Below are 20,413 nucleotides of genomic sequence, written 5' to 3' on the forward strand. Positions count from 1 at the left end.
CGCGCTGGACAACGAGGGGAAATACGATGCCGACAACCACCGCCGTCGACGCCCACATGCGGGAACTCCACCGCGACAACGGCGGCGCGCTGTTGCACTACCTCCGGCGGCTGACGCCACCGGGCTCTCCCTGCACCGCCGAGGATCTGCTACAGGAGACGATGCTGAGGGCCTGGCGCAGCCGGGAGCGGCTCCCCGCAGGCGGGGAGCCGCAGCGGCGCTGGCTGTTCACCGTCGCCCGACACCTCGCGGTCGACGCGTACCGCAAACGGCAGCGGCGGCCGGTCGAGGTCGACCTCGCCGAGTTGGACCTGCCCCCCTCGCCCCACGCCACGGCGGACACGGCGGTCGCCGCGCTCACCCTGCGACGCGCCATCGGCGAACTCGGCGATGCACACCGGTCGGTCCTGCTGCAGCTGTACGTCAGAGGACTCTCCGTCGACGAGGTGGCCACCCTGCTCGACATTCCTGCCGGCACCGTCAAATCGCGCGCCCACTACGCCGTACGGCATCTGCGCAACGCGCTGACGGGCAGTTGAAGAACGCGAAGCGGCACCGCCTAAGGCGTGCTGCTGCGCTGGTCCAGCCACGTCAGAATCGCCTCGGTCGTCTCCTGCGGCTTTTCCTGCTGGATCCAGTGACCGCAGTCCAGACTGACCACGTCCACGTTCGGCACGAAAGTCGTCAGCCTTTCCGCCCTCGCGACCGGGTCGCGATCGCCGTAAATCATGAGGGTGGGCTGTCGGATGGCAGGGTCCACGTCCGCCAGCAACCGCCAGTTGCGGTCCAGGTTCCGGTACCAGTTGATTCCGCCCGTGAAGCCTGTCGACGCGAAGGCGGAGACGAAGACGGCCAGTTCGCTGTCACTCATCACGGGCTCCCCCGGTGGGGTTTCCATCCGGGCGAGGTTGATCAGCGCGTTGCCCGGCTGCGGCGCTACGGGAGGCAGGTTCTTCCGGTACAGGTTCCGCAGGAACCGGAGCGGGTTCTCCGCGAACACGGCGTCCGCGACGCCCGGCTGCCGGTTGAAGTGCACGAGGTAGAAGTCGCCCCCGAGCCCGGCCTCCATGGCCTCGATCCACGGCGTTTCTCCACGTTCCTGGTAGGGCACGCTCAGCGCCACCACGCCGTTGACCCGGTCCGGGTGCAGCAGGGCCAGACCCCAGACGACGAACGCGCCCCAGTCGTGGCCGACGAAGGTGGCATCCTCGTAGCCGTAGTGATCGAGCAGGGCGACGAGGTCACCCGACAGGTGCGTGATGTCGTAGGCCGTCACGTCGGCGGGACGCGACGAATTGCCGTAGCCCCGCTGGTTCGGGACGATGACGTGGTAGCCCGCCGCAGCGAGGGCCGGCACCTGGTAGCGCCAGGAGAAGGCGTGCTCCGGCCAGCCGTGACAAAGCACCACGGGGTTCCCCGCGTTCTGCCGGCCGGCTTCGAAGACTTCGAGTTCCACACCGTTGACGGCAACGCGGGTGGGCTCGGGAAATTCGATTGTCATGCCGGCATCCTGGCGACCGATACCGGTCACCTCCTGACCGGTTTCCGTGGCAGGGTTGTCCGGGTGCGAGCCGACCGGTTGGTGGCGATCCTCCTCCTGCTGCAACAGCGCGAACAGGTGACCGCGGCGGAGGTCGCCCGGGAGTTGGAGGTCTCCGAACGCACCGCCCGCCGTGACCTCGACGCCCTGGGTATGGCCGGCGTGCCGGTGTACTCCGTGCAGGGTCGGGGCGGCGGCTGGCGGCTCGTGGGTGGCGCCCGTACCGACCTGTCCGGGTTGACCGCGGGCGAGGCCCGCGCCCTGTTCCTGGTCGCCGGTCCGGCCTCGGCCGTCACGCCGACGGTGAAAGCGGCCCTACGCAAGCTCGTCCACGCCCTGCCGGAGCCGTTGCGGGCGCAGGCCGAAACGGCGTCGTCGTCGCTCGTCACGGACCCGCAACGATGGGGGTCGAGCCGGGTCGAACCCCGACCGCCGCGCTTCCTCGACGAACTCCAGGATGCGGTGATCCGCGGCGTTCAGATCCGGCTCGGCTACGTCGACCGCGACGGCACCGCCACCGGACGGACCGTCCACCCGCTGGGCGTCGTCGCCAAGGGCCCGTCGTGGTATCTCGTCGCCGGCACGGAGGCAGGCCGGCGGACCTTCCGGATCGACCGCGTGTCGTCCGTCGACCCGACCGCCGATCCCGTTCACCGGCCCGGGGACTTCGACCTTGCCCGCAGTTGGCGCGAGATCGCCGACGAGGTCGAACGCAGGCGAACACCCATCGAGGCGTACGCGAGGTGCGCGCCCCACGGGATCGGCGTGCTCCGGCTGGGGTTCGGCACCCGACTCGACGTGGGAGGTGCCACGACCGACGGCCGCGTCGAGGTCGTGATCCGGGGCAACGACGAACGCAAACTCGCCGGTGAGCTTGCCGGGCTGGTCGACTACCTGGAGGTGACCGGCCCGGCGGGGGTGCTGGACCACCTGGCCGCGATCGGCACCGTGCTCGTCGAGCGGTACGGCCCGGAACGCCAGAACGACGATCGAGTTCGTCGGAACCCCCGACGACGCTGACGGCCTCCGGCTGCCCGCTCGGCACGACGACGGGATCAGCGACGTCGAATTATGTAAGGCCATTGAACTAATCACTCCGCTGGACGTAGAGTCGGGGCCCACCGAGCTACGGAGGCATCGCCATGGCTGGCGGGAGAACCCTCGTCGCCGGGGTCGATTCGTCGACCCAGTCGACCAAGGTCGTGGTCTGCGACGCCGGGACCGGCGAGGTGCTCCGCACGGGCCGCGCCCCGCACCCCGACGGCACCGAGGTCGATCCACGGTCGTGGTGGGCCGCATACCAGCAGGCCAGCGCCGGCCTGCTGGACGGCGTGGCCGCGATCGGCGTCGCCGGGCAGCAGCAGGGCATGGTCTGTCTCGACGAGGCCGGCGAGGTGGTGCGGCCCGCCATCCTCTGGAACGACACCCGCTCGGCGGGCGACGCCGTCGACCTGACCGCCGAGTTCGGCGGCCCGAAGGCGTGGGCCGATGCCGTCGGGCTGGTGCCGGTGGCCAGCTTCACCGTCACCAAGCTGCGCTGGTTCTCCCGCGCCGAGCCCGACCTCGCGGACCGCACCGGCACGGTGCTGCTGCCGCACGACTGGCTCACCCACCGGCTGCGCGCGGACGGCGGCGCGCCGACCACCGACCGGGGCGAGGCGTCCGGCACCGGCTACTGGTCGCCGGCCGCCGGCACCTGGCGGCACGACCTGGTACGGCTGGCCTTCGGCCGGGACGTGGCACTCCCCCGGGTCGCCGGCCCGGCCGAGGTGGTCGGGGAGACCGCCGCCGGCGCGCTGCTCTCCGCCGGCACCGGCGACACGATGGGCGGGGCGCTCGGCGTCGGTCTGCGGCCTGGTGACGTGGTGGTCTCGCTGGGCACCTCGGGGTGTGTGTACGGGCTCGGTGACGTGCCGACCGCCGACGCGAGCGGCCTGGTGGCCGGGTACGCCGACGCGACCGGCCGGTTCCTGCCGCTGGTGTGCACGCTCAACGCGGCCCGGGTGCTCGTTGCCGTCGCCGACCTGCTCGGCCGGTCCCTGGCCGAGCTGGACGACCTGGCGCTCGCGGCGCAACCCGGGGCGGGCGGGTTGACGCTGCTGCCGTACCTGGACGGGGAACGCACCCCCAACCTGCCGGACGCGCGCGGTGTGCTCGCCGGCCTGACCCGGGCGAACGCGTCGGCGGCGAACCTGGCGCGGGCCGCGGTGGAGGGCATGCTCGGCGGCATCGCCGACGCCCTGCACGCGCTGCGCGCCCAGGAGGTGCCGATCGACCGGGTGTTGCTGATCGGCGGCGCGGCCCGGTCCCGCGCGGTGCGGGCGGTCGCGCCGGCGCTGTTCGGCGCACCGGTGAGCGTGCCGCGCCCGGCCGAGTACGTGGCGCTCGGCGCGGCGCGGCAGGCGGCCTGGGCGCTGTCCGGCGACGCCGAGCCGCCGCCGTGGCCGGTCGCGGCCGAGGAGATCACGGCCGCCGGCACCCCCGGGGTGTACGAGCGCTACGTCGACGTCCGCCAGCAGGCGCTACCGCTGCTGACCTGACGGTCGCAGGCGTGCAGGCCGGCACCCGTGCACCCACCACGCCCCGGGAGGGGCACCCGCCCGGGTGGCGGGTGCCCCTCTTCGCCGCAGCGCATCCGGGGTGACTACCGGAAGGTGACGTCACTCCTGTTGACCTTGCAGTTGGCGTCGTTCCAGCCCTCACCGAGGTAGCTGGGTTCGCTGCCCTTGGGCACGCCCTTGTACTTGCCGCAGATGGTGGCCGAGCCGATCACCACCACGCGGGTGATGGTCGCGGTGTCGTTCCAGTTGCTGTTGATGCCGGCGAGCATGTCGATGTCGTCGACCAGGACGTTGTCGATGCGCACGTGGCGGGTGTACGAGGTGGTGCAGTTGCCGCAGCCGCGGTACAGCTTGCCGGACCCCTTCAGGTAGAAGCCGGAGATGTTGACCGTGCCGTTGCCGTTGTGCTGGAAGGTCTTGTCGCTGCCGCTGCGCGCGCCGCCACCGATGACGTACGAGGTGCCGCCGTTGGTCTGCTTGAAGGTGGCGGCGTCCTCACCGATGTCGTTCCACCACACGTTGCGCAGGGTGCAGGTGCCTTCGCAGTGCACGCCGTCGCCGGCGGGCGAGCCGAGGATGACGTTCTGCAGCGTGCCACCGTTGGCGATCTTGAACATCGGGTCCTGCGACTCGCTCTGCCCACCGTCGCCGATGCAGCAGTAGGTCTTCATCCCGCCGTCGAAGGTGCCGGAGACGTTGACCGTGCCGGAGATGTTGACCGAGCCGGCCGACGACGGCCACGCGCCGGTCGGCGTGCCCGGGTTGCTGGTCGGGCTGGACGTCGGACCGCTGGTGGGGCCAGAGGTCGGGCTGGCGGTCGGGTTCGACCCGCCGCTTGCGTACGTCTCGAACTCGGCGATCCTCGGGGTGCCGGACGCGCCGGTGATGACGAAGGAGATCTTCTTCAGCGACGTCGAGGAGAAGGTGACGGTGCCCGGGGCGCTGCTGCCGCTGGCCAGGACGGCGCCCGTGTCGTAGTTCTTGAGCTGCCAGCCGCTGATCGATCCGCCGCCCGATGCCTGCACGATGACGGCCGAGGACACGGTGGTGGAGCTGTCCCACTTGACCGAGACCGTGCCGGTCGAGCCGGCCGGCGACCAGTAGGTGCCGGCGTTGCCGTCGATCACGTTGCCGTAGCTGGTACCGCTGGCTTTGCTGGAGCCGTCGGCGCCGGCACCGAGGCTCAGGTTGGTGGCGGCCGAGGCGCTGGGGATCTGCAGCGCCAGGGCGACGACGGCACCTGCGACCACGGTGGCACCACCGGCCAGCCACCGCGAGGCGACTTTGCGTCTCATCTGGTTTCACCCTTTCGAGCGTGAGCGCTTGGGACGGGAAAGCGCTTTCCATCAACCATAGGGACTGGTCGATGGTGAGGCAAGGGTCACACTGCCCTCGTCAGTGCTGTCTTGCGGAAAGGGCTGTCCCCGCGTTGTCCGAGGGTGAGCACCGTTGGCAACGGCCTGCGGCCCTGTTCACAGGCGGGGTGCGGCTTCGTGGTCAACCCGTCCCGGGGCCGTCCCAGGTCGTGACCATCGAGCTCGTCATCGACTCCGCCGGGCGGCTCGACCCGCAACTGCGGGCATCCAACCGGCTGGTCCTGGACGATCCGCCCGATCGTGGCCGTTCAGCAGGTGGTGTTGCCCAGCGGGACCCAGCCGTCCAGCGACGGGTCCTCGGCGCCGTGGCCGTAGACCCAGTTGTCGTTGTCCTCGCCCCAGCCCGCGTGCGCGCGGAACCCTCGACCGGCGGTCAGGGTACGCAGGACGTAGCCGTGCGGTGCGGCCCGCAGCCAGGTGTTCTGCGTCAGGTTGCAGACGAAGCCGGGCGCGTCGCTGGCATGGGCCGGCGCGGCCACCACGGCCACGCCGGTGAGGCTGACAGCCGCGATCGTCAGTACGGACAGAAGTCGCCGTTTCACCGGGGTCCCTTCGGAGTAGTTAGCGCTCCGTCCATTGTGGCAAAGCCGCACCGGCCGGGATGGCAACGACGGTCCCCGCTTCGCTCTCGGCCTCGCGTCATCGAGTGAGGTTCGGGTTCATCGAAATCACGTTCGTTGCAGCGTAGCCTTACCGACTCCCGGCCAACCCCGACGACGGGACCTGCGGACGGCCCGGTCGCCGTGGTCCGTTTCAACCACGGAGCCGGGCTTTGCGGGTCAGCTTGACCACCCGACGGGCGATACGCTCTCCGGCGGCAGGGAACCGCGCCGGCCCTACGCCGTCCGCCTTCCCCGCTGACGGCGCAGGAGCGCCGAGCGGGTGGCCGTCCGTGACCGGCCCGGCAGGCGGAGGCGTCCATGTCGTCGTCCCAGCATCCATCGGTGTCGGCCCGAACCGGCCGGCGGAACGGGTCCTCCCGTCGTAGTCTGGCGGGCGGTCTGGTCGCCGCCCTGCTGGCCGGCCTCGCCGTGACGATCGGCGGTGGCGCGCCGGCACACGCCGTCGACCCCAACGGCCTGTCGCCCTTCGTCAGCTACAACATGCAGGGCAGCGACAACGGCAACCGGTGGAGCCACCAGGTCGCCGACATGGCGGCCCGCTTCCCGGTGGTCATGATCCAGGAGGCCGGCCCGAGTCTCCCCGTTCCCTTCAACGGGGAAGTGGAGGACATAGCGATCCGACGGCCGAGCGTGCCCCGCGGCGTCCAGTACGTACAGCACTCCCGGTGGGCCCCGCAGGGCTCCTCACGCGGCCCCCTCCACCACGTCTACTTCTTCCAGACCGACCCCCAATGGATCGAACACACCAACGTGATGCTCTGGGAGGGCGGCCGGGTCAACCTCGTCACGATCACCGACCAGCCCGCCGACGACGTGATGGTCGTCGAGAACCCCCGCTTCCGGGCGGACCCTGTTACCGGCGACCCGAACGCCTACCGCTTCCGGCCGCTGCTGGGGCTCCGGTTCGGCAACGTCTGGTACTTCAACGTCCACGCCCGCGGCAGCGACGTACAGGACCTGCTGGCGCGGGCGCGGGCCCGAATGGGGCCCGGGCAGACCTACGTGATTGCCGGTGACTACAACGTCAACATCATCAACCGCACCACCCAGGAGGCGCGGGACCTGAGCCTGCACCTCGAGCCGAACGAAAACCTCTTCCGCACCGGAGAGTGGACCCACGTCGACTCCGACACGGGTAGCCGGAGCGAACTCGACTTCGCGATCAGCAACGTCCCCGGCCTGAACTTCGTCGCCTGGTCGCCCGACACACCGCGGTCGGACCACCGCCCGGTCTACTACAACACGGTACGCACCCCGCCTGCGCCGGTCCGACCGATCCACGTCAACCCGGTGCTGATCCGTAGCGATCACGGCGAGTTCCTGGATCAGACCGCCAACGGCACCTTCGTCGCCTACCGGCGGCAGAACAACGAGAACCAGGTGTTCGAGCACCTGCTCGCCGAGGACTTCTGGAACGTCCTGCGCAACCGCCGCACGAAACAGTGCGTGGGCATGGCGAAGCCGCTGGAGGACCGGACTTTGAACCCGGTGCTGCCGGTGGACTGCGACGACCCGGGGGCCCGGTGGGCGATCGAGGACCCGCCGGCGGAGGGCGGCCCGGCAATGTGGCGCAACGTCTCCTACCCGGACGCCTGCCTGAGCATGCCCGAGCTCGAGGGTCAGCCGATGGTCACCGAGTACTGCGACCCGGACAAGAGGCCACAGCGGATCTGGGAGGTCGCCGCCCGCATCCCCGAGAGCCAGTGGGAGACGACGGTCACCAACCAGACGATCCAGTCCGTCACCTCCGGCAGCTACCTCGACGTCTTCCGGGGGCTGTCGGGGGACGACTCCCCCGTGATCACCTATCCGCCCCGGGACGTCAGCAACCAGCGCTGGCGGCTCGAAACCGTGGACCAGGGGGACAACCTCGTCCGGCTGCGGCCCGAGCACGCCACCGAGGACTGCCTCGACGTCTACCGCAGCGACGACGACGCGCAGCCCAAGCAGGCGGTGGTCTACCGCTGCGACGACCCGGGATCCACCAACGACGGCGAGGGGCACCGCTGGCGGGTGGAGTACATCGCCGACTCCCAACCGGACGACCCGGACCTCCCGACCGAGGTGACGTTCCGCAACGAGGCCACCCACCTGTGCCTGGAGGCCTCGGACCGGGCCGAGGCCCCGGCTGTCGCCGCCGTCTGCGACGATAGTCACTCCCAACGGTGGCGCATCGGTCCGCGGAGCCCGGCGCCGGGCCCGGGGCCGACGACGCCGCCGGACCGTGACCCGTCGCCGCGCCCCACCCGGCTGCCGCCACGCTCCAATCCCAGCACCGACCTGCGGCTGATGCCGCTGGGCGACTCCATCACCTACGGCGTCGGCGCGGCGGGGAACAACGGGTACCGACGCGAACTGTTCGACTCCCTGCAGTCGGTGACGACCTCGCTCGACTTCGTCGGCTCCATGCGCCAGGGCGACTTCGCCGACCCCGACCACGAGGGTCACCCCGGCTGGCGGATCGACCAGATCGACAAGCTGGCGACGAGCTGTTCCATCCCGTCCTACCGCCCGAACGTGGTGACCCTGCACATCGGCACCAACGACATGCGCAGCTCCGAGGGCGCCGAGGGTGCCCCGAAGCGCCTGCGCGCGCTGATCGAGGACGTGCTCGACCAGGCCCCGGAGACCACCGTGCTGGTGGCGACCCTGATCCTGTCCAACGATCCGGCCGTCAACGCGCGGGTGCAGGACTACAACCGGCAGATCCCGGGGATCGTCGCGAACCTGCGCGCGCAGGGCAGGTACGTACGCACGGTCGACATGTCCGCCGTCACCGCGGCCGACATGACCGACAACCTCCACCCGAACGCCGCCGGGTTCGGCAAGATGGCCGCCGCGTGGCGGGCGGCGATCGTTGACGCGCTACACGAGCACTGGATCGCCCCGCCGGCCACGGTGTCCGGCACCGCCAAGGCGTGTGCCGCCGAGACGCCGTCGCCGGGCGATGGTGGCGACGACGGCTGGAACTGGGCCGGCGTGGTGGCCTCCGGCGTCGGGGCGAGCCGGGACCACGTCCGGCTGGCCGACCTGGACGGTGACGGCCGCGACGACTACCTCGTGGTCGACGCCGGCGGCCAGGTCTCGGGCTGGCTGAACGCTCCGGGACCGAACGGATGGGGCTGGAAGTACGCCGGCGTCGTCGCCTCGGGAGTGGGCGCGACACGCGACCAGGTGCGCTTCGCCGACCTCAACGGCGACCACAAGGCCGACTACCTGGTGGTCGACGACGCCGGGCGGGTCAGCGCGTGGATCAACGACTACCAGCCCGGCACCGGCTCACGCTGGATCGGGGCGGGCGTCGTCGCCACCGGTGTCGGCGCCACCCGGGACCGGGTGCGGTTCGCCGACCTGGACGGCGACGGCCGCGACGACTACCTCGTGGTCGACGACCAGGGCACGGTCACTGCCTGGCTCAACAACCGGGGCGGCACGGGGTCGGCCTGGATCGGTCAGGGACAGGTCGCCGCCGCCGCCGGAGTCACCCGGGACGGGCTGGTGCTCAAGGACCTCGACGCCGACGGCCGCGACGACTACCTCTTCATCGACGACGCCGGTCGGATCAAGGCCTGGCTCAACGACTTCGCCACCCGCGTCGGCGGGTGGAAGTACCAGGGTGAGATCGCCTCCGGTGTCGGGGTGGCCCGGTCCGGGGTCGCCATGGCCGAGATCAACGGGGACGGCCGGGCCGATTACCTGACGATCCGGGAGAACGGCATGATCACCGCCTGGTTCAACGACCGGTTCAGCGGTGTCGACCGGTGGGCGTGGCAGGGAACGGTCGCGCCCGGTGCCGGCGTGCCCGGGGCCCAGGTACGGTTCGCCGACCTGGACGGGGACGCCCGCGAGGACTACCTGGTGGTGAACGAGACCGGCCGGATCGCGGCGTGGCTGAACGCCGGCCGGGACGGCGACCAGAACTGGGGCTGGGTCTACCAGGGCATCGCGGCACCCGGGGTGGGGTCGACCGGTGACCGGGTACGGCTGGCCGACATCAACGGTGACGGCCGCGTCGACTACCTGGTCGTGGACGACTCCAGCCGGGTCCGGGCCTGGCTCAACGGCGGGAAGGACGGCAACGGCCGGTGGGTCTGGAACTCCGTGGGCGAGATCGCGGCCGGGGTGGGCGTCGCCGGTTCGCAGGTGCGCTTCGCCGACGTGGACGGTGACCGCAAGGCCGACTACCTGGTGGTCGATGCCGCAGGCCGGGTTCGGGCCTGGCACAACAACCGCGGCGGCTCCGGGGCGCCCTGGGGCGATCTGGGCCTGATCGCCACCGGGGTGGGGGTCACGGATGCCGAGGTCCGCTTCGCCGACGTCAACGGTGACCGCCGCGCCGACTACCTGGCCGTCGACGATGCGGGCCGGGTGCGGGCCTGGCTGAACGATCCCGCTGGCGGGTGGACCCTCGCGGGGGAGATCGCCACCGGCATCGGTGCCTCCGGCGACCAGGTCCGCCTGGCCGACGTCAACGGTGACCGCCGCGCCGACTACCTGATCGTCGGTGCCGACAGCGCGGTCCGGGCCTGGCTGCGCCGCTAGGTGTCAGGTGGGCAGCCACCGCCGACCAGGTGCGTGCGGTGACGGACCCGGGCCGATGCCCCCGGCGGAGTGGTCCGCCCGGAGCCCGGGCACGGGTGGTGACGGAAAGGGGCGCGGTCACCGCGCGACGACGGTGGTCGTCGCGCGGTGACCGCAGGGACGGGTGCGGGATCAGGCCGCGATGGTTTGCAGGTAGGCGATTCCTCCACAGGAGAGCGTGCTGAGGTTCTTGAACCACATCGCGAGCTGACGCTGCGAGGATCCGTCACCGTTGATGCGCTGGACGTAGACCACGCGCGTGACCTCGAACTGACAGTAGGTGGGGGCACTGCCCTGGGGCGACGGGCCGATCACGTAGGCCGAGCTGACGGGATTCGCGTTGTTCCAGGTGGTGGACCAGGTGCCGCCGGGGCTCACGGTCGCCATGGAGAACTGCGACCCGATGGTGGTGGAGCCGAGCCGGACATCGGCCTGGCAGGTGATGGTCCCCACGTTCTTGACCTCCACCCAGATCTGCCGCAGCGAGCTGCCCGGCTGCACGGTCCAGATGCGGGTCACCTGGAACTGGCAGGCCGCCGAGCTGGTGGCCCCGTTCGGGTTGAGACCGGCCACCCAGATGGTGTTCCAGGGGACGTTCCACAGGTACGTCTGGGTGCCACCCGGATTGACGCCACCGGTCGAGACCAGGGACGAACTGGTCACCGCCGCCAGTTGCACCGTCGCGCCACAGGCGATCGAGCCGACGTTCTTCAGGGTGAACTGGAACTGCCGCTCCCCACTGGACAGCTGGACGTACCGGCTGCTGATCGTCTCGAACTGGCAGGTGGCCGACGTGGTGGCGCCCGCCGGGTTGTAGCCGACCACGTAGGCGGCGTCGGCCGGGGCGTTGGTCCAGGTCCAGCCCTGAGTGCCGCCGGCCGCGACGGTGCCGGTGAACCACGCGGCGGCGGTGCCGATCCCGCCCTTCGCGGCGGGGCCCAGTCCGTTCGACGCCGCTGCGGCGGCCCGTGCGTCGCGCAGCGACGACTGGGACGACTGGGACGGCTGCGGCGGCTGCGCCGACTCGCCAGCCTGTGCGACCCCGACCGACGCGACGACCATGCCCAGCGTCGTCACCGCGAGGAGAGCCGCACGGATTCTTCGTCTCATTGAAGCTCCTTCACCTCATGTTCCGGGCCGTCCGCCCGGCTCCATCAGGCTGCGCGGCCCGGCTTGCCATCGGCTAGCCGTCCGATAGCCGCCCTGGCCGCAACGCCTAGAATCACTATCGATACGTCGATGTGGGGGCTGGATGACATGGCGCTTGCTCGGCCCGGTCGAGGCCGTGGTGCGGGGCGAGCGAGTGCCGCTGGGGCGACCCCAACAACGCGCCGTGCTGGCGTACCTGTTGCTCAACGCCAACGTGGTGGTGTCAGCGGAACAGCTGGCCGAGGCGCTGTGGGGCGGAGCTCTGCCCACCCGCGCACGGGCACAGGTCCAGGTCTGCGTCTCCCGGTTACGCCGGCTGACCCGCGCGGCCGGCATACCCGAAACAATTTACTCGGACTCCGGGGGATACCGGCTTGAACTGGCCGGCGACGACCTGGACGTCGCGGTCTTCGCCGGGCTTGCCGAGACCGCACGTCGGTACGCCGACTCCGGCCGCCACGATCGGGCCACCACCCTGTTACGCCAGGCGTTGGCGTTGTGGCGTGGCCCGGCACTCGCGGGCGCGGCCGCCGCGTTCGTACCGGCCGCCGCCGCCGGCCTGCACGACAAGCGGCTCGCCGCGTCCGAGGACCTGTTCGACGCCGAGTTCGCGCTCGGTAGGCACGCCGCCGCGGTGGCGCCGCTGCGCGAGCTGGTCACCGCGAACCCGTGGCACGAGGGTCTCGCCGCGCGGCTGATGACAGCACTGGCCGGGTCCGGGCACCAGGCCGAGGCGCTGCGGGTGTACGAGCGGATCCGTCGCCTCCTCGCCGACGAACTGGGCATCGAGCCGGGCGCGCGGCTCGCGGAGGCCCACGTGCGGGTGCTGCGGCAACAGTTCCCGCCGGGCAGGCCCACGCCACCGGTCCCCCAGACCGGAACCGGTCTGCGGCCCGCCCAACTGCCCGCCGGCCTGGCCACCTTCACCGGCCGCGGCGACGCGCTCGCCGCGCTGGACACGATGCTGAGCCGGGCCCGGGACAACGGCGCCCTGGCGGTCGTCGCGGTCATCGGCACGGCCGGGGTGGGCAAGACGGCGCTGGCGGTCCAGTGGGCGCACCGGGTACGGCCCCTCTTCGACGACGGTCAGCTCTTCCTGGACCTACGCGGCTACTCGCCCGGCGTGGCGGTCGCGCCGCTGGACGCGTTGTCACGCTGCCTGCGCGCGCTCGGTGTGCCACCCACCCAGGTGCCTGACGACGTCGACGAGGCGACGGATCTCTACCGCAGCGTGCTCGCCGACCGGCGGATGCTGATCCTGCTCGACAACGCCCGCGACACCGCACACGTCCGGCCGCTGCTGCCCGGCGGCGCCGGCTGCCTGGTGATCGTCACCAGCCGTGACCGCCTCGGTGGGCTGGCCGCCCGGCACGACGCGCAGCGGCTGTCCCTGGACGTGCTCGCGCCGCACGAGGCCACCGAGCTGTTGACCCGCGTCGTCGGCGCGGAACGGGTCGCCGCGCAGCGGGACGCCCTCGCGGAACTGGCCAGTGACTGCGCGCACCTGCCGTTGGCCCTGCGCATCGCCGCAGCGGACCTGCACGGCCGGCCCAACGAGAAGGTCAGTGGGTACCTGGCACGGCTTCGGGCGGGCGACCCGCTGACCGTGCTGACCGTCCGGGACGACGAGCAGCTGGCGGTACGTTCGGCGTTCGCCGCTTCCTACCGGACGCTCCCGCCTCGACTCCAACGGCTCTTCCGGCTGTTCGGGCTGGTGCCCGGCTGCGACGTGACAGCGGAGTCGGCCGCCGCGATGCTGCGGTGCGGGGTCGACGAGGCGGCGGACATGCTCTCCCGTATCGCCGACGCGCACCTGGCCCAGGAGCGGACGCCCGGCCATTTCGGCACCCACGACCTGCTCGGCCGGTACGTGACCGAGCTGGCGAAGATCGATGACGATCAGGAGACACTCGTCGAACTGCTGTCCTGGTACCTCTTCAGCGTGTACGCCGCAGCCGACCGGCTGTATCCACAGGTGTTGCGCGTGCCCACCCAGCTACCCGCGCCCGCCAGCCCACCGATGCGGTTCACCACCCACGTCGACGCCCTCGCCTGGCTCGACGCGCACCGGCACAACCTCGTCGCCGTGACCCGGCACGCGGCGCACCAGGAACTGCACACCGTCGCCTGGTCGTTGGCGGACGCGCTGCGCGGATACCTGTGGCTGGGAATGCACACCACGCAGTGGTCCGAGGTCGCGAAGACCGGTCTCTGCGCCGCTCAGGCCGACCGGCACGGACAGGCCGAGGCGGCGGCCCGGCTCAGTCTCGCCGCCCTGCACTGGCGGCTGGAACGGTTCGCCGAGGCGATCGACGACTATCGGCTCGCGTTGCGCTGCGCGAACCGTTCGGGATGGCGCGACGGCGAGGCAGCCGCGCTGGGCAACCTGGGCCCGGTCCATCGGATGACCGGCCAGCCGGGTGAAGCACTGCGGGTCATGGAGCAGGCGCTGGAGTTCAACAGGCGCAACGGCCGGACCGCAGGCGTCGCCGTCAACCACAACAACCTCGGACTGGTCTGCGCCGACCTCGGACGGCTGCGCGAAGCCGCCGACCACCACCACGCGGCGCTCACCCTGGCACACCAGGGCGGGACACCCTCCAGCCGGGCGCTCATCCTGAGCAACCTGGGCGTCGTCCATCACCTTCTCGGCCGGTCCGACGACGCGTTGCGGACGCTGACCGAGGCACTGGAACTGCATGAGCAGACGGGCAGCCGGGGCCGGGCCACGACCCTGTGCGCGCTGGCCCGGGTCCACTGCGACCGCGGTGACGATCCGCAGGCGGCCCGCCTCGCCCGGCAGGCGCTCGACATGGCGCGCGCGCCGGTCGAGCCCCGGGTCGAAGCGCTCGCCCTCCACATCCTGGGCATCGTCGAGAGGAGGACCGGCACCCTGTTGGACGCCCTGCGAACGGCACGCACCACCGCGGACCGGTACATCGAGGCCGACATCACGGTCAGCCTCGCCGAAATCGACGAGCCCACGGCACCGTCCTGGTGCCACGCGGCGCTGTCCGTCACGCGGCAGTGCGGCTATCGGCTGCTCGAAGGCCGGGCGCTCGCCGCCCGTGCCGCGGCCGAGTACCGGGCTGGTGACGTGGCCGCCGCCCGGCGCAGCGCGCGGCTGGCGGCACGGTCGCACGCCCGGACCGGCCACCAGCCGGGCACGGAACGCATCGAAAAGCTGCTCGCCCTCCTCGCGGAACCCTCGCCGGACCCCGCAGACGGGCTCGGTCGGCGTCACGAGTGGTGATGGGCAGGGAACGGTCCTTACCGTTCGTCGATGTCGTAGCCGGCGGCCACGTCGGCACACTCGACGACGCTCACCTGGTCGGCCCGCAGACGCAGGTACGCCCGCGCGCCCTGGTCGCCCCGCGCGGTCGCAGCCGCCTCCGCCCAGTGGTCGCGGCCCAGCAGAACCGGATGGCCCGGCTCGCCGTCGTAGCAGGCGCGGGCCAGACAGCCCGGGTGTGTGTGGGTCAGCAGCCGGGCCACCGCCGCTGCGGTGACCCCGGGCATGTCCACCAGGTGCACGCACACGGCGGAGATCCCGGGCAGGCCGGCGACCGTGTTCAGGCCGAGCCGCAACGACGAGGACATCCCCGCGGCCCAGAGCGGATTGTCGACGACGTGGACGCCGGTCAGGTCGACGGCCGACCGGGCCTGGCGGGCTCCGGCGCCGAGGACCGCGATGAGCGGTTCGCACCCGCCGTCCCGGAGCGCGCGGAGCGCCTGCCCGAGGAACACCGGCGCCTTGGGCGCTCCGTAGCGGCGTCCCGCCCCGGCGGCCAGGACCAGTCCGGCGACGGGGTTCGCCGCGCTGTGGGGGTTCGTCCCCGCCCATGGGACGTCCGTCGACCCGTTGGGGCGGGTGAGGTGGTGGGAAGGGGTTGTCCGGCCGGCCGACGCACGGCCGACCGGTGGCCGGACGTCAACCATGGGCCGTCGTCGCCGGGTGGACGCCGATGGGGAGCCGGGAGTTGCGCAGCCGGCCTCCGGCCCGGCCGTTCCCCGCCGCGACGACCTCGGCGAGGATGGACAGGGCCGCCTCGGCCAGGGACGCGCCGCCCAGGTCCAGTCCGGCGGGACCGGCGAGTCGGTCCAGGCCGGGTGTGCCGGCGAGACGTCGCAGGCGCTGCGCGTGGGTGGCCCGGCTGCCGAGCGCCGCGACGTGTCCCGCGCCGCCGGCCAGCGCTGCGCGGATCGTCCGGTCGTCGATGCGGGGGTCGTGGCTCAACGTGACCACGGCGTCGCCGGGTCCGAGCGGGTGACGGGTCAGCCATTCGTCCGGCCAGGCGCGCACCACCCCGGCGCTGGCCGGCAGCGCCCCGGATCCGACGTGGCCGGGGCGTGGGTCGATGACGGACACCGCCAGGTCCAGTGGCTCCGCCAGGGTGGCCACCACCGCGGCCAGGTCGGTCGCTCCGGCGAGCACCAGCCGCCGTCGGCGCGGCAGGGCCTCGACGTACGCCGGCTGGTCGCCGGGGAGCTGGTCCGTGGTCGGGGCCACCGACCACCGGTACGGCGGCTGTAGTCCGACGCCCACCGCGACGGGTCTGTCCTGCCGCAACGCCATGGTGATCGCGTCGTGCACCGGCGGGGGTGGTGCCGGCATGACCAGCACCTGCATGGTGGCGGAGCAGGCGGGCACGTCCTCCCACGACAGCAGGAACTCCCCCGGTGTCACCGGCAGCACGTGCGCCGCCGCTCCGGCGAGAACGGCGCGGGCAGCTTCCACGACGATGGCTTCCACGCAGCCCCCGGACACCGAGCCGCGCCACGTGCCGTCCGCCGCGATCGCCATCGTCGATCCGAGTGGCCGTGCTCCCGGGCCGTCGCGGGCCACCAGCCGGGCGAGGGCGACGGGGCGTCCGGCCCGGCGGTGGGCGTCGACGAACGACCAGACCTCACGCAGCATCGGGGGTGCCCGGGTCGGCGGGCTCCAGCACCCGGTCGAGGCGGATCGGGAGGATCCGCTGGCGGGTGCCCGTGGCGTGCCACACGGCGTTGGCGATCGCCGCCGCGGTGCCGGCCGTGCCGATCTCGCCGAGCCCGTTGAAGCCCGACGGGTCCTGCGGCTCGTAGTCGGGCACGAAGTCGGCCTCGACGTCAGGCACGTCGGCGTGGGCGGCGACGTGGTAGCCGGCGAAGTCGCCGTTGGTCTGCCTGCCGGTGCGGGGGTCGCGCACGTTCTCCTCGTGCAGCGCCATGGAGAGCCCCATGATCATTCCCCCGATCACCTGGCTGCGGGCGAGCAGCGGGTTGATCACCCGGCCCACGGCGAACATGCCGAGCAGGCGACGTACCCGTACCTCGCCGGTCGACGGGTCGACGGTCACCTCCGCGAAGACGGCGCTGTAGGTCTGCCGTTCCCGGCCGGGCCGGTAGTCGATCATGGTGGTGGTGTCCACCGTCGCGGTCACCGGTCGGGCCGGGTCGCCCAGGTTCTCCCGCAGTTTCCTGGCGGCCTCGGTGATGGCGAAGGACCAGGACGTCGTGCCCCGGGAGCCGCCCGCGCCCCAGGCCATGCCGAGGTCGCTGTCGCCGATCCGGATGCGGACCCGCTCCGTGCCGACCCCGAGCGCGTCGGCGGCGACCGCCGTCAGCACGGTACGGGCACCCGTGCCGATGTCGCTCGCGCCGACCGACACCGTGAACGTCCCGTCCGCCTCGGCCGTGATCGAGGCCGTCGACGGGAACACCCCGGCACCGAAGGAGGTGGTGGCCATGCCGGTGCCGATCAGCAGTGGACCCTCGCGCCGGCCACGCGGACGCCGGTCGCGCGTGGCCCAGCCGAACCGGCGCGCTCCCTCCCGCAGGCAGGAGACCAGCCGGCGGCTGCTGAAGGGCAGCCCCGACACGGGCCCGACGGTGGGCTGGTTGCGCAGGCGCAACTCCAGCGGGTCGATGTCCAGCCGCTCCGCCACCTCGTCGATCGCCGATTCCAGGGCGAACGAGCCGGGTGTCGCGCCCGGCCCGCGCATCGAGGCCGGCGGCAGGATGTCGAGGGGTACGGCGGTCAGCTGCGTGCGGATCGCCGACGCCGAGTACAGGATCTTGGCCTGCTCGGTGCACCACTCGATGTACTCGGCGAGCGGCGAGAGGGCGTACGCCGGTCGGTGGTGGATGGCGCGTAGTCGGCCGTCGGCGTCAGCGCCGATGCGGACCAGCTGGTCCGTCGGAGGCCGCGACGCGGTCGCCTCGAAGACCTGCGCCCGGGTCAGGACGACTCGCACCGGGCGTCCGAACCGCGCACTGGCCATCGACCCGAGGATCACCTGCGGGCCGCAGGCGCCCTTGCCGCCGAAGCCGCCCCCGACATGCTCGGCGCGGATGTGCACCCGCTCCCGGTCGATGGACCACAGCGCGGCCAGCACCTCGGCCACGCTGAACGCGCCCTGGTTGGCGTCCACGGCGTACACCTGGCCCCCGTCCCACCACACGGTCGCGGCATGCGGCTCCAGGGCGCTGTGGCTCTCCTCCGGGGTGCGGTACCGCTCGTCGACCACGACCGCCGACGCCGACAGTTCCGCGTCCACGTCACCGGTGTCCGCCTCCGGGCCGAAAGCGGTCGATGCCGGCCGGGCCGCCGGGTGCTCCAGGTTGAAGTCCAGGTCGTGCGGCTCGACGTCATAGGTCACCCGCAGCGCCGCCGCTGCCGCCCGCGCCTGCTCGGGCGTTTCCGCCACCGCCAGCGCTACCGGCCGGCCGGCGTACGGGATCACGTCGTCCTGGAGCAGTTGCATGCTGCCGTCCGGGCCGAAGTAGTTGCCGGCCCGGGGGTTGAGCCGGGGCGCGTTGCGGTGGTCGAGCACACCCAGCACACCCGGCATGCCGAGCGCGGTCGAGGCGTCGATGTCGCGGATCCGGCCCCGGGAGATGGGGGCGGTCACCAGCCAGCCGTGGGCCAGGTCCGGCATCGGCACGTCCGCGGCGTAGCGGGCGACACCGGTGACCTTGAGCGGGCCCTCGATCCGGGGGTGCGGGGCGCCGACGGCACCGGGGTCGAGGTTCGTGCTCATCGGTTTCCCTCCGTTGCGGCGAGCCCACCGAGCACGGCCTCGACCAGGTTTCGCGCCAGGGCCACCTTGTATCCGTTGTCGCGCAGGGGCTTCGCGGCGCTCAGTTCCGCCTCGGCGGCGGCGCGGAACAACCCGGCGGTGGGCCGGGCGTCGCGGAGCACGGCCTCGGCGGCGCGGGCCCGCCACGGATGCGACGCCACGCCGCCGAGGGCGATGCGCACGTCGCGTACCACGCCGTCGCGGACGTCGAGCGCGGCGGCGACGGAAACCGTCGCGAAGGCGTACGACGCGCGCTCGCGGACCTTGCGGTAGCGCGATCGGGGGATCCGCGCGGAGGCGGGTAGGGCGACGGCGGTGATCAGCGCGCCGGGCGGCAGCGCGGTCTCCCGGTCCGGACGGTCACCGACCGGCAGGTAGAACTGCTCCAACGGGATCTCCCCGGTGCCGTCGAGCGTCTCGTAGCGCACGACCGCGTCGAACGCGCAGAGCGCCACCGCCAGGTCCGAGGGGTGGGTGGCCACACAGTGCGCGGAGTGGCCGAGGACCGCGTGGTTGTGGTGGATTCCCTCGATGGCGGCACATCCACTGCCGGGGATCCGCTTGTTGCAGGGCGAGCAGAGGTCGGTGAAGTAGCCGCAGCGGGTCCGCTGCAACAGGTTGCCGCCCACCGTGGCCATGTTCCGCAGTTGGCCGGATGCGCCCGCCAGCACGGCCTGGGCCAGCGCCGGGAACCGGCGGCGCACCTCGGGGTGCGCGGCTGCGTCGCTGTTCGTGGTCGTCGCACCGATGACCAGCCCGCCGTCCGGTGCGTCGTGGACGCCGTCGAGGGGAAGCCGCCGTACGTCCACCAGCCGGGTCGGCTCCTCGACCCCGCACTTCATCAGGTCGACGAGGTTGGTGCCGCCGCCCAGATACCGGGCACCGGCATTCCCGGCGACCGCGGTGAGCGCCTCGTGGACCTGCGTGGCGCGCTGATAGGCGAACTCCCTCACCCCGCCACCCCCTGCCGGGCGGCGGTCTCGATCACCGCGCGGACGATCGACGGGTACGCTCCGCAGCGACACAGGTTGCCGCTCATCCGCTCGCGTACCTCGGCCTCGTCCAGTTCCGGCGCGCCGTCCGGTGGGTCGTCGACGGTGACGGCGCTGGGCCAGCCGGCCGCGTGCTCGGCGAGCATCCCGACCGCCGAACAGATCTGCCCCGGCGTGCAGAAGCCACACTGGAAGCCGTCCAGGCGCACGAACGCCTCCTGGATCGGCTGCAGCCTGCCCTCGACGGCCAGCCCCTCGACGGTGGTGATCGCGGCAGCGTCGGCGGCGACCGCGAGGGTCAGACAGGAGACCACCCGCCGGCCGTCGCGCAGCACCGTGCAGGCGCCGCACTGCCCGTGGTCGCATCCCTTCTTCGGCCCGGTGACGTCCAGGTCGTCCCGTAACACGTCGAGCAGCGTCCGACGGTTGTCCACCGACAGCCGGTGAGTCACGTCGTTCACCAGCAGCGATATCGTGCTGTGTGTCTGATCGGTCATCGTCGTCGCCTCCCGCTGATTGAATTCGGGTAT

General features: G+C 72.2%; 14 protein-coding genes. 5 read left to right on the forward strand and 9 right to left on the reverse strand.

Annotation, left to right across the window (positions count from 1 at the left end):
- Positions 1–26: 26 nt before the first annotated feature.
- On the forward strand, positions 27–539 hold the full coding sequence (locus ACN267_RS12410) for a sigma-70 family RNA polymerase sigma factor (protein WP_281898588.1): 513 nt from the start codon (positions 27–29) through the stop codon (positions 537–539).
- Between the two features lie 20 nt (positions 540–559).
- Here the strand turns inward: ACN267_RS12410 and ACN267_RS12415 are convergent, their stop codons facing one another.
- Positions 560–1,606 carry an alpha/beta fold hydrolase gene (locus tag ACN267_RS12415; protein WP_421488701.1) on the reverse strand — a complete coding sequence of 349 codons (1,047 nt, stop codon included), beginning with the start codon at positions 1,604–1,606 and terminating at the stop codon, positions 560–562.
- On the opposite strand from ACN267_RS12415, the gene ACN267_RS12420 reads away from it, so the two are divergent.
- Both ACN267_RS12420 and xylB read left to right on the forward strand, forming a co-directional pair.
- The gene (locus tag ACN267_RS12420) at positions 1,565–2,560 is read left to right on the forward strand and encodes a helix-turn-helix transcriptional regulator (RefSeq protein ID WP_421488702.1); all 996 of its coding nucleotides are present in this window, start codon (positions 1,565–1,567) and stop codon (positions 2,558–2,560) included. The genes ACN267_RS12415 and ACN267_RS12420 overlap by 42 nt on opposite strands.
- 122 nt (positions 2,561–2,682) lie before the next feature.
- Positions 2,683–4,080, forward strand: a complete 1,398-nt coding sequence (gene xylB / locus ACN267_RS12425) for a xylulokinase (protein ID WP_421488703.1) — start codon at positions 2,683–2,685, stop codon at positions 4,078–4,080.
- Positions 4,081–4,184: 104 nt separating this feature from the next.
- Here xylB and ACN267_RS12430 read toward each other — a convergent pair whose 3' ends face one another.
- Both ACN267_RS12430 and ACN267_RS12435 read right to left on the reverse strand, forming a co-directional pair.
- Complete coding sequence (locus ACN267_RS12430; protein WP_421488704.1) at positions 4,185–5,396, reverse strand: pectate lyase; 1,212 nt, start codon at positions 5,394–5,396, stop codon at positions 4,185–4,187.
- 329 nt (positions 5,397–5,725) lie between these two features.
- Positions 5,726–6,019: a hypothetical protein gene (locus tag ACN267_RS12435; protein WP_204960859.1), complete on the reverse strand. Its 294-nt coding sequence runs from the start codon at positions 6,017–6,019 to the stop codon at positions 5,726–5,728.
- Between the two features lie 402 nt (positions 6,020–6,421).
- Here ACN267_RS12435 and ACN267_RS12440 point away from each other — a divergent pair, with 402 nt between their 5' ends.
- Positions 6,422–10,642, forward strand: coding sequence for an FG-GAP-like repeat-containing protein (locus ACN267_RS12440; protein WP_421488705.1), 4,221 nt, complete (start codon positions 6,422–6,424; stop codon positions 10,640–10,642).
- Positions 10,643–10,813: 171 nt separating this feature from the next.
- Here the strand turns inward: ACN267_RS12440 and ACN267_RS12445 are convergent, their stop codons facing one another.
- Positions 10,814–11,791, reverse strand: a complete 978-nt coding sequence (locus tag ACN267_RS12445; protein WP_421488706.1) for a hypothetical protein — start codon at positions 11,789–11,791, stop codon at positions 10,814–10,816.
- Positions 11,792–11,933: 142 nt separating this feature from the next.
- Here ACN267_RS12445 and ACN267_RS12450 point away from each other — a divergent pair, with 142 nt between their 5' ends.
- The gene (locus ACN267_RS12450) at positions 11,934–15,083 is read left to right on the forward strand and encodes a BTAD domain-containing putative transcriptional regulator (RefSeq protein ID WP_421488707.1); all 3,150 of its coding nucleotides are present in this window, start codon (positions 11,934–11,936) and stop codon (positions 15,081–15,083) included.
- Between the two features lie 17 nt (positions 15,084–15,100).
- On the opposite strand, the gene ACN267_RS12455 is transcribed toward ACN267_RS12450, so the two are convergent.
- The 5 genes from ACN267_RS12455 to ACN267_RS12475 form a co-directional block, all read right to left on the reverse strand.
- On the reverse strand, positions 15,101–15,628 hold the full coding sequence (locus ACN267_RS12455; RefSeq protein WP_281903098.1) for a nucleotidyltransferase family protein: 528 nt from the start codon (positions 15,626–15,628) through the stop codon (positions 15,101–15,103).
- 133 nt (positions 15,629–15,761) lie between these two features.
- Positions 15,762–16,748, reverse strand: coding sequence for an XdhC family protein (locus ACN267_RS12460; protein WP_421488708.1), 987 nt, complete (start codon positions 16,746–16,748; stop codon positions 15,762–15,764).
- Positions 16,738–18,852: a xanthine dehydrogenase family protein molybdopterin-binding subunit gene (locus ACN267_RS12465; RefSeq protein ID WP_421488709.1), complete on the reverse strand. Its 2,115-nt coding sequence runs from the start codon at positions 18,850–18,852 to the stop codon at positions 16,738–16,740. Before ACN267_RS12465 ends, ACN267_RS12460 begins: the two co-directional genes overlap by 11 nt.
- Positions 18,849–19,844, reverse strand: coding sequence for an FAD binding domain-containing protein (locus ACN267_RS12470; RefSeq protein ID WP_204960852.1), 996 nt, complete (start codon positions 19,842–19,844; stop codon positions 18,849–18,851). Before ACN267_RS12470 ends, ACN267_RS12465 begins: the two co-directional genes overlap by 4 nt.
- A complete protein-coding gene (locus tag ACN267_RS12475) occupies positions 19,841–20,380 on the reverse strand; it encodes a 2Fe-2S iron-sulfur cluster-binding protein (protein WP_204960851.1) in 540 nt (179 codons plus the stop codon). The genes ACN267_RS12470 and ACN267_RS12475 overlap by 4 nt, the downstream gene beginning before the upstream one ends.
- Positions 20,381–20,413: the final 33 nt, after the last annotated feature.

It is taken from the genome of Micromonospora sp. WMMD734 (assembly GCF_049178975.1).
GTDB lineage: Bacteria > Actinomycetota > Actinomycetes > Mycobacteriales > Micromonosporaceae > Micromonospora > Micromonospora wenchangensis.

Excerpts from the sequence above, each read along its gene's own strand:
- ACN267_RS12410 (WP_281898588.1), top strand. The coding sequence starts at position 27 with ATGCCGACAACCACCGCCGTCGACGCCCACATGCGGGAACTCCACCGC.
- xylB (WP_421488703.1), top strand. The coding sequence starts at position 2,683 with ATGGCTGGCGGGAGAACCCTCGTCGCCGGGGTCGATTCGTCGACCCAG.
- ACN267_RS12430 (WP_421488704.1), bottom strand. The coding sequence starts at position 5,396 with ATGAGACGCAAAGTCGCCTCGCGGTGGCTGGCCGGTGGTGCCACCGTG.
- ACN267_RS12445 (WP_421488706.1), bottom strand. The coding sequence starts at position 11,791 with ATGAGACGAAGAATCCGTGCGGCTCTCCTCGCGGTGACGACGCTGGGC.
- ACN267_RS12450 (WP_421488707.1), top strand. The coding sequence starts at position 11,934 with ATGACATGGCGCTTGCTCGGCCCGGTCGAGGCCGTGGTGCGGGGCGAG.
- ACN267_RS12460 (WP_421488708.1), bottom strand. The coding sequence starts at position 16,748 with ATGCTGCGTGAGGTCTGGTCGTTCGTCGACGCCCACCGCCGGGCCGGA.
- ACN267_RS12465 (WP_421488709.1), bottom strand. The coding sequence starts at position 18,852 with ATGAGCACGAACCTCGACCCCGGTGCCGTCGGCGCCCCGCACCCCCGG.
- ACN267_RS12475 (WP_204960851.1), bottom strand. The coding sequence starts at position 20,380 with ATGACCGATCAGACACACAGCACGATATCGCTGCTGGTGAACGACGTG.